This window comes from Pseudomonas antarctica (genome assembly GCF_900624995.1).
GTDB lineage: Bacteria > Pseudomonadota > Gammaproteobacteria > Pseudomonadales > Pseudomonadaceae > Aquipseudomonas > Aquipseudomonas antarctica.
Genome location: NZ_UYXQ01000001.1, coordinates 177,819 through 203,452, shown reverse-complemented (window position 1 = coordinate 203,452; position 25,634 = coordinate 177,819). Strand labels below are relative to the sequence as shown.

At 60.5% G+C, this 25,634-nt stretch carries 20 protein-coding genes and 1 pseudogene; 6 read left to right on the top strand and 15 right to left on the bottom strand.

Annotation, left to right across the window (positions count from 1 at the left end; translation table 11 throughout):
• Nucleotides 1–175: 175 nt before the first annotated feature.
• The 3 genes from E0F99_RS00965 to E0F99_RS00955 all read left to right on the top strand — a co-directional run bounded on the left by E0F99_RS00965 (nt 176) and on the right by E0F99_RS00955 (nt 1,995).
• The gene (locus E0F99_RS00965; RefSeq protein ID WP_003213373.1) at nt 176–343 is read left to right on the top strand and encodes a rubredoxin; all 168 of its coding nucleotides are present in this window, start codon (nt 176–178) and stop codon (nt 341–343) included.
• A 36-nt stretch (nt 344–379) separates the two neighbouring features.
• Nucleotides 380–1,528, top strand: a complete 1,149-nt coding sequence (locus E0F99_RS00960) for an NAD(P)/FAD-dependent oxidoreductase (RefSeq protein ID WP_083356081.1) — start codon at nt 380–382, stop codon at nt 1,526–1,528.
• A 191-nt stretch (nt 1,529–1,719) separates the two neighbouring features.
• Nucleotides 1,720–1,995: an HU family DNA-binding protein gene (locus E0F99_RS00955; protein ID WP_003213368.1), complete on the top strand. Its 276-nt coding sequence runs from the start codon at nt 1,720–1,722 to the stop codon at nt 1,993–1,995.
• A gap of 107 nt (nt 1,996–2,102) precedes the next feature.
• Here E0F99_RS00955 and E0F99_RS00950 read toward each other — a convergent pair whose 3' ends face one another.
• From E0F99_RS00950 to tssA, 15 genes and pseudogenes are all read right to left on the bottom strand, one after another.
• Nucleotides 2,103–2,672 (bottom strand): hypothetical protein, encoded by a 570-nt coding sequence (locus E0F99_RS00950; protein ID WP_083356082.1) that lies wholly within the window; start codon nt 2,670–2,672, stop codon nt 2,103–2,105.
• Nucleotides 2,673–2,701: 29 nt separating this feature from the next.
• A complete protein-coding gene (locus tag E0F99_RS00945; protein ID WP_083356083.1) occupies nt 2,702–3,325 on the bottom strand; it encodes a hypothetical protein in 624 nt (207 codons plus the stop codon).
• Between the two features lie 9 nt (nt 3,326–3,334).
• Nucleotides 3,335–4,519: pseudogene (locus E0F99_RS00940) on the bottom strand (RHS repeat-associated core domain-containing protein); the annotation flags it as partial.
• Nucleotides 4,520–4,542: 23 nt separating this feature from the next.
• Nucleotides 4,543–5,205: a hypothetical protein gene (locus E0F99_RS00935; protein ID WP_083356085.1), complete on the bottom strand. Its 663-nt coding sequence runs from the start codon at nt 5,203–5,205 to the stop codon at nt 4,543–4,545.
• A 13-nt stretch (nt 5,206–5,218) separates the two neighbouring features.
• On the bottom strand, nt 5,219–9,619 hold the full coding sequence (locus E0F99_RS00930) for an RHS repeat-associated core domain-containing protein (RefSeq protein ID WP_232000119.1): 4,401 nt from the start codon (nt 9,617–9,619) through the stop codon (nt 5,219–5,221).
• Nucleotides 9,620–9,631: 12 nt separating this feature from the next.
• Nucleotides 9,632–10,066: a DcrB-related protein gene (locus E0F99_RS00925; protein ID WP_083356086.1), complete on the bottom strand. Its 435-nt coding sequence runs from the start codon at nt 10,064–10,066 to the stop codon at nt 9,632–9,634.
• Nucleotides 10,067–10,081: 15 nt separating this feature from the next.
• On the bottom strand, nt 10,082–12,022 hold the full coding sequence (locus E0F99_RS00920) for a type VI secretion system Vgr family protein (protein WP_083356087.1): 1,941 nt from the start codon (nt 12,020–12,022) through the stop codon (nt 10,082–10,084).
• A 95-nt stretch (nt 12,023–12,117) separates the two neighbouring features.
• Nucleotides 12,118–14,781 carry a type VI secretion system ATPase TssH gene (tssH, locus tag E0F99_RS00915; protein WP_083356088.1) on the bottom strand — a complete coding sequence of 888 codons (2,664 nt, stop codon included), beginning with the start codon at nt 14,779–14,781 and terminating at the stop codon, nt 12,118–12,120.
• Nucleotides 14,774–15,817 carry a type VI secretion system baseplate subunit TssG gene (gene tssG, locus E0F99_RS00910; RefSeq protein ID WP_083356089.1) on the bottom strand — a complete coding sequence of 348 codons (1,044 nt, stop codon included), beginning with the start codon at nt 15,815–15,817 and terminating at the stop codon, nt 14,774–14,776. Before tssG ends, tssH begins: the two co-directional genes overlap by 8 nt.
• Nucleotides 15,781–17,640, bottom strand: coding sequence for a type VI secretion system baseplate subunit TssF (tssF, locus tag E0F99_RS00905; protein WP_083356090.1), 1,860 nt, complete (start codon nt 17,638–17,640; stop codon nt 15,781–15,783). Before tssF ends, tssG begins: the two co-directional genes overlap by 37 nt.
• Nucleotides 17,637–18,152, bottom strand: a complete 516-nt coding sequence (gene tssE, locus E0F99_RS00900) for a type VI secretion system baseplate subunit TssE (protein WP_083360339.1) — start codon at nt 18,150–18,152, stop codon at nt 17,637–17,639. Before tssE ends, tssF begins: the two co-directional genes overlap by 4 nt.
• Nucleotides 18,153–18,245: 93 nt before the next feature.
• A complete protein-coding gene (locus E0F99_RS00895; RefSeq protein ID WP_130908681.1) occupies nt 18,246–18,734 on the bottom strand; it encodes an Hcp family type VI secretion system effector in 489 nt (162 codons plus the stop codon).
• Nucleotides 18,735–18,885: 151 nt separating this feature from the next.
• Nucleotides 18,886–20,382 carry a type VI secretion system contractile sheath large subunit gene (gene tssC, locus E0F99_RS00890; protein ID WP_083356091.1) on the bottom strand — a complete coding sequence of 499 codons (1,497 nt, stop codon included), beginning with the start codon at nt 20,380–20,382 and terminating at the stop codon, nt 18,886–18,888.
• Between the two features lie 2 nt (nt 20,383–20,384).
• On the bottom strand, nt 20,385–20,891 hold the full coding sequence (gene tssB / locus E0F99_RS00885) for a type VI secretion system contractile sheath small subunit (RefSeq protein WP_017135823.1): 507 nt from the start codon (nt 20,889–20,891) through the stop codon (nt 20,385–20,387).
• 54 nt (nt 20,892–20,945) lie between these two features.
• Nucleotides 20,946–21,965: a type VI secretion system protein TssA gene (gene tssA / locus E0F99_RS00880; protein WP_083356092.1), complete on the bottom strand. Its 1,020-nt coding sequence runs from the start codon at nt 21,963–21,965 to the stop codon at nt 20,946–20,948.
• Between the two features lie 403 nt (nt 21,966–22,368).
• On the opposite strand from tssA, the gene tagH reads away from it, so the two are divergent.
• The 3 genes from tagH to tssK are packed head-to-tail and all read left to right on the top strand — an operon-like array spanning nt 22,369 to nt 25,634.
• A complete protein-coding gene (gene tagH, locus E0F99_RS00875; RefSeq protein ID WP_083356093.1) occupies nt 22,369–23,715 on the top strand; it encodes a type VI secretion system-associated FHA domain protein TagH in 1,347 nt (448 codons plus the stop codon).
• Between the two features lie 56 nt (nt 23,716–23,771).
• Nucleotides 23,772–24,281, top strand: coding sequence for a type VI secretion system lipoprotein TssJ (gene tssJ, locus E0F99_RS00870; protein ID WP_083356094.1), 510 nt, complete (start codon nt 23,772–23,774; stop codon nt 24,279–24,281).
• A gap of 54 nt (nt 24,282–24,335) precedes the next feature.
• Nucleotides 24,336–25,634, top strand: a complete 1,299-nt coding sequence (tssK, locus tag E0F99_RS00865) for a type VI secretion system baseplate subunit TssK (protein WP_232000120.1) — start codon at nt 24,336–24,338, stop codon at nt 25,632–25,634.

Genomic DNA, 25,634 nt, shown 5'->3' with positions numbered 1-25,634 from the left:
CAAAAGAGGCGGCGAGCTTACCATGGCGTCCTGAGCTTTTGCCGTGCTGACCCGGCCGTTTGCGTCGAACGTGCTTGCATCTGGCGGCCCCGATCAGTACAAAACGCCCTGAGCCGCGCGGCAATGTTGGTCATCGACCGTCGGCCAAGATGCCTGGACCCTGAGGAAGTAAGTAATGAAGAAGTGGCAATGTGTAGTGTGCGGCCTGATCTACGACGAAAAAGACGGCTGGCCGGATGACGGTATCGCTCCGGGCACCCTGTGGCAGGACGTCCCGGAAGACTGGCTGTGCCCGGACTGCGGCGTGGGCAAAATGGATTTCGAAATGATCGAAATCGGTTAATCATCGATTTAAGAAACGTACTACAAGGAGAAAGGAATGAACGCACCTGTCGTGATCATCGGCACAGGGTTGGCCGGTTACAACGTGGCCCGGGAGTTTCGCAAGCTCGACAGCGAGACCCCATTGCTGCTGATCACTGCGGATGACGGGCGCTCCTACTCCAAACCCATGCTCTCCACCGGCTTTGGCAAGAACAAGGAAGCCGATGGCCTGAGCATGGCGGAACCGGGCGCCATGGCCGAGCAACTCAAGGCCGAGGTGCGCACCCACACGCGCATCAGCGGCATCGACCCCGGCCACAAGCGCCTGTGGATTGGCGAAGAAGCGGTGGCCTATCGCGACCTGATCCTGGCCTGGGGCGCTGAAACCGTGCGTGTCCCGGTCGAAGGCGACGCGGCGGAGCTGATTTTCCCGATCAACGACCTCGAAGACTACGCGCGCTTTCGTGCCGCCGCCGCCGGCAAACGCCGTGTGCTGCTGCTCGGCGCCGGCCTGATCGGCTGCGAATTTGCCAACGATCTGATCCTCGGCGGCTATGAAATCGACCTGGTGGCCCCGTGCGAGCAAGTCATGCCGACCTTGCTGCACCCGGCAGCGGCCGCAGCCGTGCAAGCCGGGCTGGAAGGCCTCGGTGCGCGTTTCCACCTGGGCCCGGTGCTCAACCGCCTGCAGCGCACCACTGACGGTCTGGAAGCGCACCTGTCGGACGGTGAAGTGATCCACTGCGACCTGGTGGTCTCGGCCATCGGCCTGCGCCCGCGCGTAGACCTCGCGGCTGCCGCCGGCCTGCAAATCAACCGGGGGATCATGGTGGACCGTCACCTCAAGACGTCCCACGCCAACATCTACGCCCTCGGCGACTGCGCCGAGGTCGATGGCCTGAACCTGCTGTACGTGATGCCGCTGATGAGCTGCGCCCGCGCCCTGGCCCAAACCCTGGCAGGCAACGCCACGGCGGTGAGCTACGGACCGATGCCGATCACCGTGAAAACCCCGATCTGCCCACTGGTGGTTTCCCCGCCGCCACGCGGCACCGAAGGCGTGTGGAGCGTCGAAGGGCAGGGCGCCGACATCAAGGCCTTGTGCCGCGACGCCAGCGGCCGCCTGCTGGGTTACGCGCTGACGGGCAGCGCCGTGATGGAAAAACTGGCTTTGAACAAAGAACTTCCGCCGTTACTGGCGTAAATACCGGTCGTTCTGTCGGAATCAGCACGTTCTTACCCGTAGAAAGGTCGCCTCGAGACTGGCGGAGCGTGCGAGGGCATGCCATCCTCACTCCCGTCTGCCGCAGAGTAGAGCCTGCGGCGCCTTGGGCGCTGCTCCATAAGAGAGCAGCACGGACATAACAACAAAAAACCGTCAAAGAGGCTTCACTTATGCGTAAACCAGAACTCGCAGCCGCCATCGCTGAAAAAGCGGATCTCACCAAAGAACAGGCCAACCGCGTCCTCAACGCCGTTCTCGAAGAAATCACCGGCGCCCTGCACCGCAAGGACAGCGTCACCCTGGTGGGCTTCGGCACCTTCCTGCAACGCCACCGCGGCGCCCGCACCGGCAAAAACCCGCAGACCGGTGAGCCGGTGAAGATCAAGGCGAGCAACACCGTTGCGTTTAAGCCGGGCAAGTCGCTTAAAGACAGCGTCAACCCGTAAGAGCGGTACCGTCTGAAGGGAGGCGGGATGGGGAAAAAATGGGCACGCCGACTGGGTCGGGTGCCCATTTTTTGTGGGGGCTGATTGGCGCTTTTAACCAGTGCCTTTCACGCTTGGTTTTTATAGGGAGTGAATGAGCGCTCAGCGATATAGAAGCCTAACCCTTTGTCGCCTTTGAATTTTTGCTCAATCATAGCGTCCGCCAGTTCTTGTGAAATCAACAGGTCTCCCGAATCACGTTCGCGCGCAATCTCGCCCATTCCTGCGGCGGTATCGTGAAGCCAAATTTCATTGAAGTAGAGTATTGAGCCTTTATCAGAGCGCTCGGCTACCGACTTGCTGTGATCAATAGCGCTTATGGCTTGGGCAGCATTGACGATGTAATTGTCATCACCCACGGCCTCCCCATTGGCAGCAATACTTGTGGGTTTCAATAGTTGAATATGATGGCCGGCTTTTAGCACGAGGAAATTCGCTAGCCGCTGGCTCACTAACGGTATGTCACCTAACAACCATAAGCAGTCGTAAGCCAATAATTTTTTCTTTGGGCATGGGAAGAATATTTTGGGTCTGTCCATTTCGGCAGGATAAGGCTCGCCTGACAGCAGCGACAAATAATCAAAATTCGTTCCTGCCGTTTCATAGGAGCCGCTCTCGGCGTCGTATGAACCAAGCAATTTTTTCGCCTCAATTTAATCCTCTTTAATCAGCTTTCTGGGTAAATTATAATTTTGTTATTGTTTGGCAAGACTTCAAATATACTTAAATTACTTTCTGTGTGCAGTAGTTCATATGCTCTTGTGGTGAAAGTTTCTCGCCATATGTTCTCAGTGATGGAGGTGACTTTTTCAGCGGTGTATTGATACAGCGTTTCGACGTGCTCGCCGGTATTGAGCAAACTGTAGTGGGCTGTCGCACGCTCAAGTTCGAATGTTGTGATGGCGACTGAGTCAAGATTAGCCTCCATGCTCCCCTCAAAGTCGCTGCCGAATGTCAACGCTATGATGCTGTCTGGCTTGTTCAGAAAGAATCTTCTATAAACAATCCATTGGTTTTTAAGCTTCACATGTTTTGCGTATTGAACCTCACCTATTATTTTTTTATGTTCATCAAAAAAATAGCATTGCCTGTCTTTGGCTGGCTCGCAGTCCTTTTTAAGCAAACGGCCAGGTTTGCACCCCTGTAGCTCGCAGGTATAGGGGGCAGGATTGTATGAGGGCATGATGCCCATGCCCCACTGCTTTGCTTTATGAGCATGCGCTACGAAAGAGATGAGCTCGGGATATTTATCTGTGTATTCATCAAGTAGGGAGAGCAAAAGATTTTTCATGAGGGCGTCCTATTTGGCCAGCGGAAAAGTTTTGCCGCCGCTAAGTTCGAGGTTGAGTGTCTTTAGACCTTGCTCGAATTCGGATTTTGTTTTTGCACCTTTTAGAGTCTCCCATACGTGTTTTTTGTAGGCGTTGCCAGGGACGCCCTCTCCAGCATGAGCGGTTGCTTTTGTATTTGGCAGACGAGATTTGGAATTGGCAGGCAGCCATATTCCATTTTCTTTTTGGTTTATATCTATTCCAAGTCTGTCCATACGTCTTCTCAACCAGCGCATACGTACGTCTTTTGAGTTGGACATCACAATGTGGTGGGCGCGGTAGTCTTTGTTTGGAGCCTTGCCCAGGCGTCCTGCAAGTTTTTTCGCATCAATCGAGCAACTTAACCCGAGCGGGTCCATCCATGTGAGTGGGTTAGGTGTGTACTGATAGAGGTTGAAACCACCGAGCAACCCAATCGGATCCGGCGTCGTAAACCGCCCCACATCCGGATCATAAAACCTGAACGTATTAAAATGCAGCCCCGTCTCGCGGTCTAGGTACTGCCCCTGAAACCGTAGGTTCTGCTCCTCAATGTAATAAGGCTCACGCACCTCTTCCAGCGTGTTGCCCCACACCCGATAAGTCGCCTGCCAGAGCATGTGCCCATCAGCCTCGGTCAACTGCTCCGGCAACCCATTCAGATCGTTGTGGTAGTAACGAATCTTCTGCAACGGCCCGGCCCCATCCACGCGGGCCAGAGGCTGGTAGCCTTCATCTTCATAAACGTACAGGCTTGTCTGACTGTATTTATGCTCCTGCAACAACCGCAAACCGTCCCAGGTAAACCGCGTTTCCCCCAGCGGATACTCATCACTGCCGTGCTCGACTTTCTCAACCCGCCGCCCCTGCGGGTCGTAAGCCATCCTAACCACGCTGCCATCGTCATTGCGCACTTCAACCAACCGGCTTTCCGCGTCATACGCAAACCGCTGCACGCCGCGCTTGGCGCTGCGTTTCTCGATCATCCGCCCAAACGCGTCGTAGCGATAACGTTTGTCTTGATACGTCAGCAGCTTGTTATGCACCACCAACCCGGCGCCTGCCTGCGGGCCGTCGAGCAGGTTGGCGGCGGCGTCGTAGGCGAAGGTTTCGCGCTGGCCGTGCAGGCTGTCTTGGCTTGCGATGATGCGGCCGGTGGCGTCGTAGTGCAGCAGAAATCAATCTGTCTCACTCATCCTCAAGTGAATTGAACGAGGAAGTAACCACCCATATCTCCTTCCTTCATCTTTTTCGCTCGATTATCGGCAAAAATATAGCCGATACCTCCACCGAATATTCCTTCGTGGCTAGGGCTTATTTTTGCGATGTCAGCGTCGATTAGCTGAGCTAAAAAATAGTAACGAGGGCTTTCATACAAAGGGTCTTGCAACCACGCCGGGCGCCCTAAAACCTTGCTAATACCCGCGCCACACTCCAAGTCCTCCAATTCTTCTTCCATTTGTTCGGGAGTCAGCGGCTGCTGGGCAATGTACGTCCGCGGAATCGGGTCAACCAACGTGGTGGGTGTGAGTTCAAAGGTTGCCAGCGTGTGAAGCAGAACGCAGCTATGGCCAAGTTTAAGCTTCTCCATCTCGCTTTGTTGATGGACGGTCAGCTGACGTACCGAAGACCGTGTGTAGGTTTCGTCATTTCGCTCAACGCAAACGAACACTGTCAGCGCCATTCCGGCGGGAATAAATGAGACGCCCAGGAACGCTGGGGTCATCATCATCACCGGTAGCATCAATTGACCGGTTTTCGGGTCCTTAGGCCACAGAGCAAGGTCTGTCAGCCAAGCTCCTCCGCCAATTTGCCCAAGGTTATGGTCTTGCTCTGAGAGAATGATTTGATTGATGCCCATAGCCCTTGATCCTTTAGAAACAACCTTTTCGTTTGGCAAATGACGTGGCAGACCGCCTCGCCGTTCTGGCCTGCTGTTGTGTGATGATGCCGGTTTTGACCAGCGAGTTGTGTATGGCTTGGGACATGATACGAATCTCCAGCTTCCCACGTTTGAGCATCTGATTGGGCCCCATCCCTCGTGCGCGCCGCAAACGATTTTCCTCGGCATGCACCATGTCATGATGCTCGGGCGACAGCGCGATGGATGGGTTGCCCTTGTAGCGCCGCCCCTTGGCTATACCTTTTTCTTCTAGGAATTTATTGCGGACAATTTCGTGTGCTTCCAGCCCGTCATTCTTATGGGCCTTGGCGCCATAACCAGCAACCTCGCCTTCTTTGAGCAGGCCCAGCGGGTCAATCCATCCGGACGTATTAGCGGCGTATTGGTAGAGGTTATCGCCACCCGCCAACCCAATTGGGTCTGGCGTCGTAAACCGTCCCACATCCGGATCATAAAACCGAAACGTGTTGTAGTGCAGCCCAATCTCCCGATCCAGGTACTGCCCCTGAAACCGTAAATTCTGCTCTTCGATAAAGTACGCTTCACGCACCTCTTGAGCTGTATTCCCCCAAACCTGATACCGCGCCTGCCACACGGTTACCCCGTCAGTTTCGGTCAATTGCTCCGGCAACCCATTCAGATCGTTATGGTAATAGCGCACACTTTGATGCTTGTTCGCCCCATCCACACGCGCCAGCGGCGCATAGCTATCTTCTTCATAGATGTAGAGGCTGGTCTGGCTATGCCGATGTTCCTGCAGCAGACGCATACCTTCCCAGTCAAAACGGCTTTCGCCTAAGGGGTAACCTTGGCTGTCATGTTCAGTTTTGGCGGTGCGGCGGCCGAGCGGGTCATAAGTCATTTTCACGACTGTCTCCCGTCCATCTTTCTGGCTACGCACTTCAACCAACCGGCTTTCCGCGTCATACGCAAACCGCTGCACACCGCGCTTGGCGCTTCGCTTCTCGATCATCCGTCCAAACGCATCGTAGCGATAACGCTTGTCCTGATACGTCAGCAGCTTGTTATGCACCACCAACCCGGCGCCTGCCTGCGGGCCGTCGAGCAGGTTGGCGGCGGCGTCGTAGGCGAAGGTTTCGCGCTGGCCGTGCAGGCTGTCTTGGCTTGCGATGATGCGGCCGGTGGCGTCGTAGTGCAGCAGTTGACGATGTTGCGCAGCGGGTTGCTGGTCGAGTTTGCCGATCAGGTTGTCGGCCGGGTCGTATTCGAACTGCTTTTGCGTCGCCGCAGGCATCAACGAGGGCTGGCTGTTAAGGCGGCGTTGGCGAGAGCGCAGGCGGCCGCTTCGGTCGTATTCGCTGCGGGTGCTGAGCTGGCCTTGGGTGCGCAGCACTTCGCGGTGCAGGCGGTCGCGTTCGAAGTCGCTGATGACCTGGCCGTCGAGGTTGATCTGGTGCAGGTGGCCGCTGCCGTAGTACAGGCGGTTGAGCCAGCGGCCGTCCGGCAGTTGGGTCTGGATCAGGTTGCCGAGTTCGTCGTAGTGGTGTTGCAGGTTGCCGCCAGCACTCTGTTCGGCAAGCAACTGGCCGACAGCGTCGTAGGCGAAAGCCAAGGCTTGGGCGTTGCCCTGCAAGTCGGTGAAGGTGACGGCTTTGAGCTGATCGACTGAATCATAGCTGTAGTCGGTGCGGCCATCGTCGGTGGTTTTGGCGACCAGTCGGCCGACCGCATCGCGTTCCAGTCGGTGGACGATAGGCGCCGATGGCGTCTCGGGCATCACCGCCAGGCCATTGTCGTAAGGCGCTGGAACGGCCGTCACCGCCGTGATGTTGTCGAGCAAGTCGTAGTCGTAGCGCTTGGCGCTGCCATCGAGGTCTTGCTGTTCAGTCAGCCGATCCCCGGCGTCCCACGCAAACCGATAGCTTTCACCGTTCTCATTGACCAGCGCTTGCAGTCGCCCGTAGCTGTCGTAGCCGAACTGCACCTGCCGACCATGGGCGTCGGTGCGCTGGCGTACCTGGCCTCGCCGGTTGTGTTGATAGAGTGTGGTGTGCCCGGCGGGATCGGTGTAGCCGACCAACTGCCCACTGGCGTCGCGCTGGTATTGCTCGGTGCGCCCATCCGGTAATTGGCTGCTGAGCAAACGCCCCTGGGCGTCATAGCTGAACTGCGTGCGTTCACCCAGGGCATCGGTGATGACCTGCAAATAGCCCCGCTCGTCGTAGCTGAAACGCGTCGGGTAGCCCGAGCAGTCGATATGCTCGACCAACTGCCCAAACGGGTTCCAGCGCAGTTTTTTGCTTTTGCCAGTGGCGTCGATGATTTCTACTGGCTGGCCGTGCGCGTCATAGCGGTAACGGGTGATATAGCCCAGCGGATCGGTCTCGGCGATGCAGTTGCCGCGCGGGTCATAGCGATACTGCCAGCTGTTGTCGGCAGCGTCGGTTTCCACCAGCGGCAATGCCCAGTGTTCCAGCCACAAGGTGGAATCGCTACGGCCCAGCGGGTCGGTCTCGCCGATCAGGTTGCCACTTTCATCGTAGCTGTATTCGTAGCGCCCACCTTGCGGATCGGTGGCGCTGAGTAATTGGCGCTCATCGTTCCATTCGAACAGCCAGGTTTGGCCGAGGTTGTCGCTGTACTGAGTGATCTGGTACTGAGTGTTCCAGTGGCGGATGCTGACGCGCTGCAAGCCATCGGTGATGCGTGTGGTGCCGGCTTGCAGGTCATAGTCGAATTGGTAGGTGTCGCCTTCATCGGTCCAGTGCCGCACCACGCGCCATTCCAGGCTTTCAATCAACGCCCAGTCATAGAAGCAGCGCAATCCTGTCGGCAGATGGTGCTCGACCATACGGCGCCCGGAATCATAGGCAAAACGCCGTTGTACTTGGCCGGTTGCGTCGCGTACCTGCGCCAGGTTGCCCGCAGCATCATAGCCATAGCTGACCAGCACTTCACGGCGTTGATCCGGGTACAAGCGTTCGATGTGGGTCAGATGGCCTTGATCACGGATCAGCTCAACCTGCACCAGATCAAACGTATCGCGCAGACGAGCCAGGCATCCGGCATCGTCGTAGTCGAGATGGATGCGGTTGTCATTGCGATCACCGAGCTGGCTCAGGCGCAATCGCGACGGGTTTGCTGGTGCAGGCTCAAACAGGCGGTAAACGCCGTCATCGCTTTCGATCAGCAACTGCCCATTGAGGTGTCGCCGCACCGCAAGCCCTTCACCGGCGCTGAACACCGCGGCGCCCAAGGCAATCGAGCCCATGTCGATAGGCCGGCCCTGTTCATCGGTGTAGACAAGCCTATCGCCGCCTTCGGGGTGGGGCAGTACGTCGACGCACACTTCGTAGGGCACGCTCCAACCGGCGCCAAACAAGCTGCCTTGTCGTTCGTCGCGGCTGTTGTAGACGCGTTGCCAGTCAATCGGCAACAGGCCGGGCAGGACGAAATCCAGATCGTCATCGCCGCCGAGCACCTTGGCCCCGGTGGCCGCATGTACCGGGTTCGACGAGCCCATGGCCGCGTTGGCCGCAGCACCCATGGCACTGCTGACGGCCATCGACACCGCCCCGCCAACCAGCATGCACGGCAATTTGCTGAAGAACTTGCCCTTGCCCCCCTTGAGCATCAGCAGCACCGTCACGGCCAGCCCGACTCCCGGGGTCTTGCCGCTGCGAATCTCGCGCACCACCACCGAACCGCCGCCGATGGTGACGTCGGAGGAGATCAACCCGGAGGACACCACTTTCGCATCGCAGGTGCTGCGGTCACCGCTGCGTACCGCGGGCTGGCCGTTGATGGTCACCTTGGCCGAACCTTCGGCCATGAACTGTGGCGGCATCGGTGGGTGCTTCATGCAAAGCACCAGGTCTTCGGGCTTGGTCTCTGTGCCTGGCGCAGGTGAAGCCACGGTGGGGCGCCACATCTGTGAGAAGAACTCGCCTGCCATGTCCAGGTAACTGGCTTCGGCTTCAGGCGCTTCTTCCGGCGCCTGCATTTCCAGCTCGGTGCCGGCCGGTGCCACATGGGAAACAACCGCCCCGGCGGCACGGGCCGAGGGGATGTTATTGGTAAACGTGTCGAAGGAACCGGTGAGGATATTGGCCTGCACCGTCGGCGGGAACAGCGCGTTGCCGATGCCCTCGCATAAATTGCTCAGGCCCTTGTCGGCCCCGCTCTTGCTCATCGCAAGCCCCACAACCACGCCCACGACCGCGCCGAGGAGGAAGCACCCCAGCCCGCCCGTGACAACCGTGATCCCGGTGGCGGCGACTACTGCAGCGGTGGCCAGCGCCGTAATTGCGATGTTCGCCGCCACCTCCAGCACGCCGCCGAGAATATCGGCCATCATCGACGTGTGGTCCATGGCATCGCCCATTCGGGCGGCCCATAACGCGTCAGACATGCAGGATGCCCATCACGCAGGCACGTCGAACGATAATGAGTTCTTGATGATCGCCCAATGCGCCGCCTCAGCATCACCAAGCTTGTCGGCCTTCACATAACTCAAGGCAAGCATCTTGCGCGTCCCCGGCAACACCAGGGCCAACTGGTACTGGAACACCTTGTCGTTGCCCTTGTTGAACTGGCTGCGCAGCTCGATCCCTTCGACCTCCTGGGCGGCGCCCAGGCGTACCGGCACGCTGGGCAGGCAGCGCAGGTCCTGCACCTGTTTTTCCAGGCGCTTGAGCTGGTCGTCGAAGTTGCTGTGCAAGGTTTCGCCTTCCGCCAGCAAGCTGCGGCTGACGATCAGCGAAGTCCCCAGTTCCGGGAACTTGAGGATATTGATCGTCGCGTCCTGCAGCTCGCCGGCGGGCAGTTGAAACTGGAATTCGTTGATGCGGTACGTCATGGCAAACAGGTCTCGTCAGGAGCTTTTAGGCGCGGGGAACGCGGCTTTGATATTGGCGTCGATGCTGGTTTTTATGCCTTGGCCATCCGGTGTGGCGCCAGGCCCGCCGCCGTTGTTGAGGTGCAGCACGCCGCCGGTGTTGAATTCGGCGTCGCCGCTGGCGTAGAAGCTGATTTGCACGCCAGTGAGGTTGATCTGCCCGCTGGCGTTCAATTCGAGGATGCTTTCCCCGCACACCAGGCGCAGGTTTTCGCCGACCTCGATGACATAGCTCTGGCTGATGCTGTCGGTCTTCTTCTGGCCAACGGAGAGCACGTCTTCCTGCTTGACGATGCGCAGGCGGTTATTGCCAATGGTCACCGTCTCGTTATGCCCAATGCTCTTGTTGCGGTCATGCCCCACCGAGTGGCTTTCATCCACCTCCACCACGATGTCCTGATTGCGCTCGGCATGGATGTACAACTGCTCCAGCCCCTTCTTGTCCTCCATGCGGATTTCATTGAAGTTGGCCGGCGTGCCGCCCTTGCTCGAACGGCTTTTCATCCCGCTCTGGGTGGCGTTTTCCGGCAGGTCGTAGGGCACGGTCTGCTCGGCGTTGTACACCCGGCCGGTGATGATCGGCCGGTCGGGATCGCCCTCAAGGAAGCTCACAATCACTTCCTGGCCGATACGCGGAATCTGCATCGAGCCCCAGTTTTTCCCGGCCCAGGATTGCGACACACGAATCCAGCACGAGCTGTTTTCGTTGGATTGGTCGTGGCGGTCCCAGTAGAAGTGCACCTTCACGCGGCCGTACTGGTCGGTCCAGATTTCTTCACCTTTGGGGCCGACCACGAGTGCAGTCTGCGGGCCTTTGACGATGGGCCGGTGTGTGCTGGCTAAAGGGCGGAAGCTCTGTTGTGCGTCAATACAGGTCAGGCTGCTTTCGAACTGCGCCGAGCCCGAGCCGCCGCCACTTTCCAGGCTTTCCTGGACGATGTAGTAGCGACAGCCGACGATCAGGTACTCGCGGTTCTGATCCTGGCGGCTGAAGCCGCTAAGGCTGAACAAGTGGCCCGAACCGAGGCCACGGGCATTACCGCTGAACTCGATCTGCTCGTGCAGGGTTTGCAGGGCTTCGATGCGCGTGCGTGCGTAGTGTTCGCCGTCTTCACTTCGCACGTAGGTGCCGGGGTAGTCGTACAGCGGATAGTCGCCGGCGGTGTGCGGGCGCGGCATGGCCGAGCGCACGTCGATGCTGGCGCTGGGGCGCTGGAAGTCGTAGTCGTTAAGCTCCAGCGAACCCGGCTGCACTTCATGCGCCAGGTGCCAGTTGTGCATATGGTCGCGTTCGCGCTGCTGCTCATCTTTGGGGTAATACGGGATCGACGCGTAGCCCGGCACCGTGGTGTGGGCGCCGTAGGCGTCGGCCAGCACCAGCACATGGCGGTCCTGTTCATGGCGGAAGAAGTAGTAGATGCCTTCCTGTTCCATCAAGCGGCTGACGAAATCGAAGCTGGTTTCGCGGTACTGCACGCAGTATTCCCACTCGCGGTACGGCCGGCTCAGGGCGTCTTCGAAATCGGAAAACCCCAGGTCGCGAAACACCTGCTTGATGATCTGCGGGATGCTCAGGTTCTGGAAAATCCGGCAGTCCGAGGTGCGGCTGAGCAACCAGAACCACGGCCGCAGGGTCACCTGGTAACTGGCGAACTGGCCCTGGTCGATGTTCTGGCTGCACCGCGCGACGATGCCGTGGAAGTGCCGCTCGCCCCCGTCTGCCAACTGCACGCCGACGCTCATCGGCTTGCCGAGCAACTGGTTGAGGTCGATGTTGGCGTCCAGCGAGGTCAGTTGCAGCTCATAGTTGAACAACCTGCCCAGCTCTTCACCGCCGCCCATTTCATTGAGCAACAGCACATCCGGCCCCAGAGGGCTGGTGATCTTGGCCAGGCGTGAGGCTTGGTTGAATAGCATCGGGCGTCTCGTAAATGACTTAATAACTGAAGAAACCGAATCCAAATGTGGGAGCAGGCAAGCCAGCTCCCACATTGACCGTATTCCAACAGTCGTTATTCGGCGTCGCTGAAGTCGTAGTGCAATTCATTATCCCGGCTGCTGATACGCACGCCCGCCAGCGCCTTGCCTTCGAGCATGCGCGTGAGGAACTCGCGGCTCATGTCCGGCAGCAGACTGTTGGTGAGGATGGTGTCGATCATCCGCCCGCCGCTTTCGGTTTCGGTGCAGCGCGAGACGATCAGGTCGATCACCGCGTCGTCGTAGTCGAACGCGACTTTGTGGGTGTTCTCTACACGCTTCTTGATGCGGTCCAGTTGCAGGCGGGTGATCGCCTTGAGCATCACGTCGCTGAGCGGGTAATACGGAATCGTCACCAGGCGCCCGAGCAGGGCCGGCGGGAAGATTTCCAGCAGTGGCTGGCGCAGCGCCTTGGCGATGTCCTCCGGGTCGGGCACGTTTGCCGGGTCTTTACAGACCTGGGAAATCAGCTCAGTACCGGCGTTGGTGGTCAGCAGGATCAGCGTGTTCTTGAAGTCGATCACCCGGCCTTCGCCGTCCTCCATCACGCCCTTGTCGAACACCTGGAAGAAGATTTCATGCACGTCCGGGTGGGCTTTTTCCACCTCGTCCAGCAGCACCACGCTGTAGGGTTTGCGCCTTACCGCTTCGGTCAGCACGCCGCCTTCGCCGTAGCCGATATAGCCCGGTGGTGCGCCCTTGAGGGTCGACACGGTGTGGGCTTCCTGGAACTCGCTCATGTTGATGGTGATCACGTTCTGCTCACCGCCGTACATGGCCTCGGCCAGCGCCAGGGCGGTTTCGGTCTTGCCCACACCGGAGGTGCCGGCGAGCATGAACACCCCAATCGGCTTGCTCGGGTTGTCGAGGCCGGCGCGGGAGGTCTGGATACGCTTGGCGATCATCTGCAGGGCATGGTCTTGGCCGATGATGCGTTTTTTCAGGTGCTGGTCGAGGTTGAGCACCGTCTCCAGTTCATTACGCGCCATGCGCCCCACTGGGATGCCGGTCCAGTCGGCGACCACCGAGGCCACGGCCTGGTAATCCACGGTCGGCAGGATCAGCGGGGTCTCGCCTTGCAGAGCGGTGAGGCGCTGTTGCAGGTCCACAAGTTGTGCGCGCAACTCATCGTTGCCATTGTCCACAACACCGGCTTTCTCGCGCAGGGTCGCGCGGGTGGCGAGCAGCTCGTCTACCAGTGCTTTTTCTTCGGCCCAACGGCTTTCCAGGGTTGCCAGGCGTTCACGCTCGGCACTCAGCAAGGCTTCGCTATTGGTCTGGCGCGCGCCGATGGCGATGCCGATGGCATGCTCGCGGGCGATGATTTGCAGCTCGGTTTCCAGCGCTTCGATGCGACGGCGGCTGTCGTCCACTTCGGCGGGCACCGCGTGCAGGCTGATGGCGACACGGGCGCAAGCGGTGTCCAGCAGGCTCACGGATTTATCCGGCAGCTGACGCGCAGGAATGTAGCGGTGCGACAACTTCACCGAGGCTTCCAGGGCTTCATCGAGGATCTGCACCTGATGGTGCTTTTCCATGGTCGACGCCACGCCGCGCATCATCAACAGCGCCTTGTCTTCCGACGGCTCCGCCACCTGCACGACTTGGAAGCGGCGGGTCAGGGCCGGGTCTTTTTCGATGTGTTTTTTGTACTCCGCCCACGTCGTGGCAGCCACGGTGCGCAACGTACCGCGTGCCAAAGCTGGCTTGAGCAGGTTGGCCGCATCACCGGTACCGGCGGCGCCACCGGCACCCACCAGGGTGTGGGCTTCGTCGATAAACAGGATGATCGGTTTGGGCGAGGCCTGCACGTCTTCGATGACTTGGCGCAAGCGCTGCTCAAACTCGCCTTTCATGCTGGCGCCGGCCTGCAGCAGGCCCACGTCGAGGCTGCGCAGCTCCACGTCCTTGAGCGCAGGCGGTACGTCACCGGCAACGATGCGCAGGGCGAAACCTTCGACCACAGCGGTTTTGCCCACACCGGCTTCACCGGTGAGGATCGGGTTGTTCTGACGACGACGCATGAGGATATCCACCAGTTGGCGAATTTCTTCATCACGGCCGACGATGGGGTCGAGTTTGCCGCTGCGCGCCTGTTCGGTCAGGTCCACGGTAAAGCGCTTGAGCGCTTCCTGCTTGCCCATCGCGCTCGGCGCCATCGCGCCACTGGCTTCGCCCGGTACAGCACCGGCATTGAAACCGTCACTGGCACTCAACGCATTCTCGGGCGAGTCGCCGATGTATTCATCAAAGCGCTCGCTCAAGGCTTCGGCCTTGATCTTGTCGAATTCGGCAGACAAACCCAGCAACGCATGGCGCAGGCTCGGGGTCTTCAGAATGCCCAACACCAGGTAGCCTGTGCGCACCTGGCTTTCGCCGAACATCAGGCTGCCGTAGACCCAGCCGCGTTCCACGGCTTCTTCCACATGGGACGACAGGTCGGTAATCGACGTCGAACCACGTGGCAGGCGGTCCAGGGCTTCGGTCAGGTCACGGGCCAGGCGCGCCGGCTCCACGTTGAACTGGCGGATGATGCGGTGCAGGTCCGAGTCCTGTAACTGCAGCAACTGGTGAAACCAGTGAGCCAGTTCCACATACGGGTTGCCCCGCAGTTTGCAGAACACGGTGGCGGCTTCGATGGCCTTGTAGGCCACACTGTTGAGTTTGCCGAACAGTGCGGCGCGACTGATTTCACCCATGCTCTGGATTCCTTGAGGTGGTGGCGTGATCGGCGTAATGCCGGGCCAGGATTAGGTCGTTGGCGTCGTGCGCGGGGCAGCCGAGCCACGTGTTGAAGCCCAAGCGGAACTGGCCGTTAAGCTGCAGCTTCGGGACTTCAGGTTGTTGCAAAACCAGGTTCAAGTCCCAGTCCAATTCATGGCCCAGGTACTCGGCCACCCACGCCACCAGCTCGTTGAACGGCTGGCTGCCGGGCAGCATGCCCATGTAGTCATCCAGTTTGAGCGGGCCGAGCCGGATACGGAATTTGTGCTGGCGATCCCACACGTGGCTACCCAGGCAAAAGTCCACGCCCAGTTGGTTGGCGCTGACACTCACGCGGCTGCGCTCGGGTAGCTCCAACCATTGGCCGACGTATTCTTCGATTTCCACCGGCAGGCCGAAGTACTCGCCGATAATCGCCTTCAAGCCATCCGGGTAGCGAGTTTGCGCTGACAGGTGGCCGCTGTAATGCAGCTTCGCCGTGTCAGGAATCAGCCCTTGGTTGAGCAGGCTCGGCATGCCCCGGCCGCTCAGGGCTGCCAGGCGCGCCGACCAGTAATCGTCATCCGGACGGTCGTGGCTGACCGTCGGCCGCGCCTCGGCCCAGGCTCGGTAAAACAGGCTAAGCAGGCGGTGGTGGAACACATCCAAAAACTGCTTGCTGGTGCTGTCGGCGTTGTTGCGCTGACGCTCGCGCACGTACTCGGTGATGTGCAGCGGCAACGGGCCGTTGGGGCCGCCGAGGCCAAAGAAAAACTGTTCCAGGCGCGCCGGTTTGCCATCGCCGCCGGGGTCGACCGAAGCCAGGGTGGCCGGGGCGAAGGTGCAATCCGCCTGTTGCCCCAGGCGTAGCGGGTCGTCCGCCAGGCGCAGGGAATGGCCCAGGCGCGGCAGCTGCGGCGATTCGCACTCGATACGCCGCAGCGCCTGGAAGAAATCGTATTCCCAGGGCTGCTGATGCATCGCATCCAGTGTGTTCACAGGGTTGGACGACGCCCGGGCTTGGCTTTCCATCGCATGATCTCGCCGCGTTCGGTGGTACGGATCACCGTTTCGGTAAAACTGTTGATCGACACGTAGCGTGCCAGGAAGCGCTCCAGCACCGCACCGAGCAGAAATACGCCGGTGCCGCGAAACGCGTTTTCATCGAATTCCAATGTAATTTCCAAACCGCGGCCAAACACAATCGGGCCAGGCATCGGCAGGCGTCTGGTCACGGCTTTGCTGCTGACTTCGCGCAGGCCTTCGATCTGCAATTGCAGCGCCGCGTCGTTGCTGTCGCCATACAGGCGCAACAGTTCGCGCAAGGCAGCGGCGCCCTGGCCTTGCTCGCTCAGCGACAAATAGTTGAGCGACAACTGGCTGATCAGGCGCCAGGCCTTGGCATCGTGGGCGTGGCTGGCGCGCGGGCGGCTCGGCCCGCAGACGCAGCGTACCGACAACACCGGCGCGCTGTCGGCCAAGGTGAAGTCGGTCTTGCCGTTGCCCACGCTCATGAACAGCGGTAAATCGCGATTGGTGCACAGCGCGGTCACACCGAGTTGGCGCAAGTCATGGCGGTAAGGCGCTTGCTGGCTGTCGACCAGGCTGACAAAGGTTTCGCTGCCCACGTAGGTAGAGCGCGGGCCATTGCGGCGTTGGTCGCTGGACAACACGCGGGGCTCTCGACGCAGCGTGTAGTAAGCCTGATCGCGCCCATAGCGTGACGGGTCGCGCACTGCATAGAACGGCAGGAACGGCTGCTCCGGCCCGGTGCCATGGCCGGTGATGCCGCTCAGCGAGTGAATCTCGAAATCCATCGGCCGCGTACGGTCGGCGATCACATGGTGTTCGTTGACGCGGTCGGACAAATGGATACGGTCCACGCGTTTGGGGAACAGGTTGATCGCTGGCGTGCAGAATGGCAGAAACTGCGCGGCGCCAACGCTGCCTTCCAGGCTCGGCTCGTGGCGGTCGAACAGCACGATCAGCTCCAGCGCCTGGCCGTCGCAGCGTTTGACCGCACGGCTCAGCTCGGCGAATTCGACGAACAGGAAGCGGTGGGGCAGGGCGAAGTATTCCTGCAGCAGCCGATAGCCCTGGAACGCACGGGCCACCACCGGCATGGCCGCGTCCGCATCGTCAAAGCCTTTGGCGCGCAGGGCGTCTTGCGGCAGGCGTTCAACCCAATCGCCACCAGGCTTGCGTGCAAACACTGCGCAGGCGTTGCCCAGCAGTTGTTCGTAGAGGCGGAACGGCTGCTCGTCGGCGCCGCTGAGGTACAGCGACAGGCTATCGAGGTCGAGGCTGTTGAATGGCAGTTCGGCGCCGGTGCGCAAGGTCAGGCGCAAACCGGCCTTGGCTTTCGGCTCGCTGGCAGCCAGGCGCCCGAGCACGGCGGCGGGGTTGCCGAAGTACTCGGCGCCGCTGACCTGCAACGGCCACAGCGTCACCGGGTGTGCGGTGCGGTACTCGCAGCAGGTCTGGGTTTCGCGGCCCAGCGCGGCACGCAAGACGGTGTCGCGCGGCAGCGGGAAGCCGCTGGCCAGCGAGCCTTCGTCGGGGTCGGTCTGCAATTGCACCACGGTCATCGACGGCGTCGGCGCCAGGTAGTGCGGGTAAGCGATTTCCAGCAGGTTGTGGGTGAAGGTCGGGTACTCGGCGTCGAGCTTGAGTTGCACGCGGGCGGTGAGGTAGGCAAAGCCTTCGAGCAAACGTTCGACGTACGGGTCGGCGCAGTCCATACCGGACAGGGTCAGCCGACTGGCGATCTTCGGGTATTCCTTAGCGAACTCGGCGGCGCTTTCGCGCACGTGGTGCAGTTCCTGGTTGTACAGTTCCAGCAGGCGCGGGTTCATGGGCGCCTCCGCTGATCGGCATTCACTACGCGCACATGGCCGGATTCCAGGTCGAGGTCGGTTTGCAGCAACAGGCGCAACGGCACCGGCTGCGCCCACAGGTCGCCTTCGATCTCGAAACTCAGCGCATTGTGGTTCATCTCGCCATGGCCGACGCGGGCTTTGACGCGCAGGGTGTGGCGCAAAATACGTGGTTCAAACGTGGCGATGGCCTGATAGATCAGGGCTTCCAGGGCCTTGATGTCGACACTGGAAACGCTGTTGCCCGCGAGTGCCGGCAGGCCGTAATTGACCACCGAAGTACCGGCAGGGGTGTGCAGCGTGGCATCGGCATCCAGCAACGACGTGGTGTTGAGCAGCCACGCCAGGTCACGCAGAACCGAGGCTTTCAATTGGGTCAGGGACAGCACGCGTTTGTCGGCGCTTTCCTTGGGATTGGTTGGGTCCTCGTCGGTCAACCGGTCCAACAGGGACGGTTGCAGACGGTCGCGGGAAGCGATTTCAGTTACCACCAAAGCAGCTCCACGGACGGGATGTGAGAGGGACGGTTTTGCAGCGGGGCCGGTGCCGGGGGCCGTAGCGCAGGGCTACGGCCGCCAGGGCTATCAGCGCTTGGTGTTGGAACGGATATTCCAGCCAAATTTGATCGCGCCGCCGTCTTTGGTGCCGTCGGCTTTCTGCGGCTGGTAGTCGACCATCACCTGAGCGAAGGTCAGGGTGACGTTTTCGGTCAGGCGATCATCGGTGCCCGAGCCGCCGGTGCTCAGGGAAGTCACCAGCACTTCTTCCAGGTTGATCACCATGTACTCGACCTGGCTTTCGCCGCCGGCCTTGCGCACGGTCAACTTGACCTTGTCGATGTGCTTACCGCTGGCGCAGTGCATCATCAGGTTCGGCGAGGCCTTGTCGACGTACTTGGTCAGCGACAGGTCCTGGATATTCACCTTGCCCGCGCCGCCGCCGCCGCCAACATGCATGTTGCCGGACTGGGCCATGCCCCAGCTCCAGTTCAGCACGTCGATTTCGTCCTTGTGGGCTTTGTCCATGGACTCGCCCTTGATGTCGCCGATCTTGATGAAAATATCAACAGCCATGTTTTCTCCCTGTGTGGCTCTTGCCACTCGATTTGGTTTGTGTGGGAGCGGGCTTGTTCGCGAAGACGGTGGATCAGTCAATACATGTGCTGACTGACGCACGGCCTTCGCGAGCACGCCCGCTCCCACAGTAGAGCGAGTTCGCTTTTACTTACGCGCTCTTGGCCGAAGGCAGCTTCGATACCAGGCGCAGCGACACGGTCAGCCCTTCGAGCTGATAGTGCGGGCGCAGGTAGAACTTGGAGTTGTAGTAACCCGGGTTGCCTTCGACGTCTTCCACGATCACTTCAGCGGCAGCCAACGGGTGCTGGGCCTTGGTGGTTTCGGTGGAGTGCGCCGGGTCGCCGTCGACGTAGTTGAGGATCCAGTCCTGCAACCAGCGCTGCATCTCGTCCTTCTCTTTGAAGGAGCCGATCTTGTCGCGCACGATGCACTTCAAGTAGTGGGCGAAACGGCAGGTGGCGAACAGGTACGGCAGGCGCGCGGCCAGGTTGGCGTTGGCGGTGGCGTCCGGGTCGTCGTATTCGGCCGGTTTCTGCAACGACTGCGCGCCGATGAAAGCAGCGAAGTCGGTGTTTTTCTTGTGCAGCAGCGGCATGAAACCGTTCTTCGCCAGTTCCGCTTCGCGGCGGTCACTGATGGCGATCTCGGTCGGGCACTTCATGTCCACGCCACCGTCATCGGTCGGGAACGTATGGGCGGGCAGGTTTTCCACTTCACCGCCGGACTCCACGCCACGGATGCGCGAGCACCAGCCGTAGTGTTTGAACGAACGGTTGATGTTCACCGCCATCGCGTACGCGGCGTTGGCCCAGGTGTATTTGGAGCTGTCGGCGCCGTCGGTGTTTTCTTCGAAGGCGAAGGCTTCCACCGGGTCGGTCTTGGCGCCATACGGCAAGCGTGCCAGGAAGCGCGGCATGGTCAGGCCGATGTAGCGCGAGTCTTCCGATTCACGCAGCGAGCGCCAGCCGGCGTATTCCGGGGTGGTGAAGATCTTGGTCAGGTCGCGCGGGTTCGACAGTTCTTGCCACGAGCCCATGCCCATCACGGTCGGCGACGCCGCCGCGATGAACGGGGCGTGCATGGCGGCGCAGACTTTCGACAGCTCGCCGAGCAGTTCCACGTCGGGTGGCGACTGGTCGAAGTAGTAATCGCCTACGAGGCAACCGTACGGTTCGCCGCCGAACTGGCCGTATTCTTCTTCGTACATCTTCTTGAAGATCGGGCTCTGGTCCCACGCAGTGCCCTTGAATTTCTTCAGGGTCTTGTGCAGGTCCGGCTTTGCGATGTTGAGCACGCGAATCTTCAGCTGCTCATCGCTCTCGGTGTTGTTGACCAGGTAGTGCAGGCCACGCCAGGCGCTTTCCAGTTGCTGGAAATCCTGGTGATGGATGATCTGGTTGACCTGGGCGGTGAGCTTGGCGTCGATGGCGGCGATGATCGATTCAATCGACTTGATCGCGTCATTCGATACCAGATCCGTCTGCGCCAGAGCCTGTTCGGCCAGGGTGCGTACGGCTGTTTCCACGGCTTCGCGGGCACGCTCGGTCTTGGGTTTGAATTCTTGCATCAGCAAGGATGCGAACTCACTGGTTTGCTCGGTTGCGCCCAGGTTCTGAGCGCCTTCGCGGGCGGTATTGTCAGTCATGATTACTGGTCCCCTGCTGGCTTAGGCGCGCTGGCAAGTGCCTGAAGCAGTGCCGGGTCCTTGATCGCCTTCATGATGATTTCTTCAGCGCCGGTCTTGCCGTCCATGTAGGTCAGCAGGTTGGCCAATTGGGTGCGGGCTTCGAGCAACTGCTTAAGCGAGTCGACCTTGCGGGCCACGGCGGCCGGGCTGAAGTCGTCCATGCTTTCGAAGGTGATGTCCAGGCTCAGGTTGCCTTCGCCGGTCAACTCGTTCGGTACGTGGAACGCCACGCGTGGCTGCATGGCCTTGAGGCGCGAGTCGAAATTGTCGACGTCCACTTCAAGGAATTTGCGGTCGGCCACGGGCGCGAGCGGTTCGGCAGGCTTGCCGGCGAGGTCGGCCATCACACCCATCACGAAGGGCAACTGGACCTTTTTCTCGGCGCCGTAAAGCTCGACGTCGTACTCGATCTGCACTCGAGGCGCACGGTTGCGCGCGATGAATTTCTGAGAACTTTGCTTCGCCACGTTGCTGCTCCTGGTCGCTTGAGCGACGGTGTTGTTACTGCACAGTCGGGCGGCTTACTCGCCGTCCGGGCCACGCAGGTTTTCAAATTGGGACATGCCGTCGGGGATCAGATTGCGCACGATGGCCGCAAAGTCGGCATGCACCAGATTCTTCGCCCGGTTCAACAGCACCGGCAGCGGGCTCGAAGGCTCGTGCCGGGTGTAGTACGCAAGGATCTTGTCGAGGCTGCGCAGCACGTCATCGCGGCTGGCGATGTCGCCTGTCGGGCGCGGTGCGGCGGGGGCAGCGGCGTATTCAACCGAGGGGGCATTGTCGTCACTGACGGCCTCGGGCTCGCTGCTGGTATCGCTGTTCGGTACGCATTGGTTGAGGACTTGCAGGGCCTGCTTGAGCGGTTGCTTCAACAGGCTGAGGTCCACGCCCTGGGCCGAACCGACCTGGTCGCTGACCTGTTGTTCGATGGCTTCGCAGGCGGCACGTGCGGCGCTCAAGGCGTTGCGGGTGGCTTGCAGTTGTTCGGGGTCGCTGTCGAGGAACGCGGCGTTGAGTTGCTGGGCGCCGAGGTGTTCGTCGGGGAAACTCATCAAGCCGCTGACGTTCAGCGCGGCGCGCAGGCTCACGGGGCCGAAGGTGCGCGAGCGCGTAAGGATGCTTTCGCGCAGCAGGCGAATGGTCGCATCGCTGGTCAAGCCGGACAGGGCATTGATGCGCACGGTGGGGTCGTTATCGTCGTCGGCATCCAGGCGCGGGTGCAGGTCGGCCCAGTATTCGCGCAGCAGCGCGTTGATCAGCGTGAGGACGTCGGCCAGCCCGGCGACACCTTGGAGGGCGAGCGAGCTTTGCAATAGGAAATGGGTGATGCGCAGGTCTTTGCTGCGCTGCAACAAGTCGAGGCTTTGTTGCTGGATGCTGCGCCAATCCGGCGGTTCAGCGGGCAGGATTGAGTCGCCCATGCTGCGCTCGGGTTGGCCCTTGGCGGCACGCTCCAGGTGGAGAAAGTCCGCGTCATATTCCATGTCTTCGCCACACGGCGAAGTCGCGGAAACGGCGGTGAGCAGCAACGGCACATCCACTGAAATTGATCTCCCTATCAGCCCGTTAAATGGCGGGCAATGCATGCACTAGTTGCACGATGAACTAGGCATGTTTTCTTGGTCATGCTGGAACTTTGAACTCAAGTTGATTTCAAAGTGCCATCACTGGTATTCAAGAAGTTGTGCATTTTTGGTGTAGTAGTTAGGCCTTGTCAAGGTAAGCTATTCGCCCTCTGTGACAGATGTGCGGTGTTTAACAACCTGCGCGACTGGTGAGTCGCGTGGTGCACCGGGATAGGATTTTTGTCATGGAGCCCAGTTAAGATCAGCGATTATGCTGGCATTAGCAGGCTGTGAGGGTCGATTTCACGACCTGGTGGGATCTCTGGGGAGCCGTCGCCCCGGGAATCGACTGCGCGCGAAGTATCAGCAAGGAGGCAAGATGTCGCTGTGTTTGACTATTACTAGTTATCACAAGATTACCCCTGGGCAGTGCCCCGAAAAGTCCATGAACCAGGGCTCGATGGCTATCGGCCGCAGCTCGGATAATGACTGGGTATTGCCTGATCCTGAGCGCTTGGTGTCGTCGCAACACTGCGTTATTCAATACAAAGATGGCCGTTATTATTTAACCGATAACAGCACCAACGGCGTTGAGCTGGTTAACGCCGGTGTCCGTCTGCGCAGGGGCAACAGCGAGCCGCTGCAAGATGGTGAGCTGATCCGCATCGGCGATTACGAAATCCAGGCGCGCATCGACTTCAACGTGCAAGCCGTCGACAGCCAGGCGTTTGCCGGTGATTCGCCGAACAGTTTTGAAGCACTGATGGGGGCGGTGGTAAACACGCCTGCGCCGACGCCGGTGATCGCGCCGCAGTTTCAGGGCGCCTCGTCGATGGACACGCTGCCGGACCTGTTCGACTTCCTCAGCCCCACCGCCGTGCCACCACCGACCGTGGCGGACCACGTGCCCTCCGAGCAACACGACTTCCGCCCGCCGACGCCGATTGCCGCGCCGGTGGTCGAGAAACCGATGGCATCAGGTCCGGTGATTCCCGAAGACTGGGACCTGTTTGGCGACACGCCAGCACCGGTCGTCAACGCACCGCCGCCGCCGCCCGCCGCTGTCATCCCGCCGCAGGTTGCGGTTATCACACCGCCACCTGTGGTCGAGTCCGCGCTCCCCGTGGCCGACAGTCAACAGCCCGACCTCCTGCAAGCCTTCCTGCGCGGCGCTGGCCTCGACCAGTTGCGCCTCGACAAAGCTCAAGCAGAAGCCCAGATGCAAAGCATTGGTCGCAGCTACCGGCTGATGGTCGAAGGCCTGATCGACGTGTTGCGTGCCCGCGCCAGCCTCAAGGGCGAGTTCCGCATGCAACAGACGATGATCCAGCCTGCCGAAAACAATCCGTTGAAATTCGCACCGAATGCCGACGAAGCTTTACTGCTGCTGCTTCGCCATGGAAACCAAGCGTTTATGGCGCCGGACATCGCCGTGCGCGACAGTTTCGACGACCTGCGCGCCCACCAGTTGGCCGTGATGGCCGGCGTGGAAGCGGCGATCAAACACCTGCTCGCGCGTTTTGAACCGGCGCAGCTGGAAGAGCGCATGGGCAAGCCCGCCGGGCTGTCGAGCCTTTTCAACGGCTCACGCCAGGCCCAGTACTGGCAGCAGTTCACCGAGCTCTACAGCAATATCTCCCGCGAGGCCCAGGAAGATTTCCAGGACCTGTTCGGCCGCGAATTCAGCCGAGCCTACGAAGAACACAGCGCACGACAGCGTCGTTAAAGCGCGACGCAGTAATGGATAAAACGGATAGCTAAGTACGTCATTGAGGACGCAGGATGATTCCCAGGTTTTTACTCGCAGCCGCCACGGCGCTGCTGCTGACGGCGTGCGCCAAGGATGCCGCCAAGCCCCAGGCAGCTGCCGAAGCTGAGGCCGGCACCGCCGCCATCGAGCTGCATTTTCACGCCATTGCCGGGCTCAACCCCGGCGCCAACGGCCAGGCCTCGCCGGTCCGCGTGCGCATCTTCGAACTGAAAAACGCCGCCACCTTCAGTCGTTCCGACTACTTTGCGCTGGCTGATCGCGCGCAATCGACCCTCGGCCTGGACCTGCTGGACCAGGACGAAGTGATGGTGCAGCCCGGCCAGCAACTGAGTATCCAGCGCGACCTCGACCCGTCCACCCGCCAGATCGGCTTGCTGGTGGGCTATCGCGAGTTGGACCGCGCGCAATGGCGCACGGTGCTCACCGTGCCGGCGCGCCAATACACCGAATACCAGATCAGCCTCGATGTACGCGCCGTACGCGCCGACGTCGTAGTTCCCCCATCCAGCCCTGCCCAATAAGAAGCAATCGGAGCCCCCATGTCCTGGAACAATCGCGTGGTCTGATCGGAAGGCATGTTCATCGGAACGCAGCACTTCCAGCAGCATGACCGTTACCTGGAAAACCTGATCGACGCCCGCAGCCGCCCGTTGTCCGCCGGTGCCTGGGGCTTTTCCGAGCTGCTGATCGACCAGGGCCTGCTGGCCCAGGGCAAGCTGGCGATTGTGTCGGCGCGCGGCCTGTTGCCAGATGGCACGCCGTTCAATATCCCCCAGGACGACCTGGCGCCGAGCCCGCTGAATATCGACGACAACCTGCGCGATGGGCTGGTCTACCTGGCCTTGCCGCTCAAGCGTGCTGGCGCGCGTGACACGGTGGATGACGGCGAAGACCTCGGCGCCGCCCGCTATGTCAGCCAGGTACGCGAAGTGCGCGACGACAACGCCCCGTTCGAAAACCGTGCACCGGTGGCCGTGGGTTCCCGCGCGTTACGCCTGCTGACTGCGCAAGACGGCATCAGCGATTACGCCGCCATCGGCTTGGTGCGCATCAAGGAAAAACGCGCCGACCGCGCGCTGGTGCTGGATGACACCTACATCCCGCCGGTACTCGACGTGGCCGCCAGCAAGCCGCTGACCGCGTTTCGCAGCGAACTGCTGGGCCTGCTGCACCAGCGTGGCGAAGCCCTGGCCGGCCGCGTGGTCGCCTCGGGCGCCGGTGGTGCATCGGAGATTGCCGACTTCATGCTGCTGCAACTGGTCAACCGCGCGCAGCCGCTGCTCCAGCATTTCAGCCAGTTGAGCCCGCTGCACCCGGAGCGGTTTTTCAGCGAGCTGGTGAGCCTGGCCGGTGAGTTTTCCACCTTCTCAACGTCAGGTCGTCGGCCCCAGGAATACCCGCAATACCAACACGACGACCTGGCCCTGAGCTTCACCCCGGTGATGGCAGCCTTGCGTGAGGCGCTGTCGATGCTGATCGACAGCAAGGCCACGCCGATCCCGATTGTGGAGAAAGCCTACGGCGTCCACGTGGCGATGCTCGCGGACAAAACCCTGCTCGACAGCGCCAGTTTCATCCTGGTGGTGCGTGCAGACGTGCCCGGCGAAACCCTGCGTGCGCGCTTCGGCCAGCAGAGCAAGGTCGGTTCGGTGGAGCACATCCGCGACATGGTCAACCTGCAACTGCCGGGCATCGGCCTGCTGCCGTTGCCGGTGGCGCCACGCCAGATTCCTTATCACGCCGGCTCCACCTATTACGAGCTGGACCGTGGCAGCGAGCACTGGCAACAGCTGAGCAACTCCGGCGGTTTTGCCTTCCACATCGCCGGGCAGTTCCCGGGCTTGAGCCTGGCCTTCTGGGCGATCCGAGGATAA

Coding starts and splice junctions, on each gene's coding strand:
- tssF (WP_083356090.1), bottom strand. CDS start 17,640: ATGAACCCGCGCCTGCTGGAACTGTACAACCAGGAACTGCACCACGTG.
- E0F99_RS00920 (WP_083356087.1), bottom strand. CDS start 12,022: ATGCTATTCAACCAAGCCTCACGCCTGGCCAAGATCACCAGCCCTCTG.
- tagH (WP_083356093.1), top strand. CDS start 22,369: ATGTCGCTGTGTTTGACTATTACTAGTTATCACAAGATTACCCCTGGG.
- tssH (WP_083356088.1), bottom strand. CDS start 14,781: ATGGGTGAAATCAGTCGCGCCGCACTGTTCGGCAAACTCAACAGTGTG.
- E0F99_RS00935 (WP_083356085.1), bottom strand. CDS start 5,205: ATGGGCATCAATCAAATCATTCTCTCAGAGCAAGACCATAACCTTGGG.
- tssC (WP_083356091.1), bottom strand. CDS start 20,382: ATGACTGACAATACCGCCCGCGAAGGCGCTCAGAACCTGGGCGCAACC.
- E0F99_RS00930 (WP_232000119.1), bottom strand. CDS start 9,619: ATGTCTGACGCGTTATGGGCCGCCCGAATGGGCGATGCCATGGACCAC.
- tssG (WP_083356089.1), bottom strand. CDS start 15,817: ATGGAAAGCCAAGCCCGGGCGTCGTCCAACCCTGTGAACACACTGGAT.
- E0F99_RS00925 (WP_083356086.1), bottom strand. CDS start 10,066: ATGACGTACCGCATCAACGAATTCCAGTTTCAACTGCCCGCCGGCGAG.
- E0F99_RS00960 (WP_083356081.1), top strand. CDS start 380: ATGAACGCACCTGTCGTGATCATCGGCACAGGGTTGGCCGGTTACAAC.
- E0F99_RS00895 (WP_130908681.1), bottom strand. CDS start 18,734: ATGGCTGTTGATATTTTCATCAAGATCGGCGACATCAAGGGCGAGTCC.
- tssJ (WP_083356094.1), top strand. CDS start 23,772: ATGATTCCCAGGTTTTTACTCGCAGCCGCCACGGCGCTGCTGCTGACG.
- E0F99_RS00955 (WP_003213368.1), top strand. CDS start 1,720: ATGCGTAAACCAGAACTCGCAGCCGCCATCGCTGAAAAAGCGGATCTC.
- tssK (WP_232000120.1), top strand. CDS start 24,336: ATGTTCATCGGAACGCAGCACTTCCAGCAGCATGACCGTTACCTGGAA.
- E0F99_RS00965 (WP_003213373.1), top strand. CDS start 176: ATGAAGAAGTGGCAATGTGTAGTGTGCGGCCTGATCTACGACGAAAAA.
- E0F99_RS00945 (WP_083356083.1), bottom strand. CDS start 3,325: ATGAAAAATCTTTTGCTCTCCCTACTTGATGAATACACAGATAAATAT.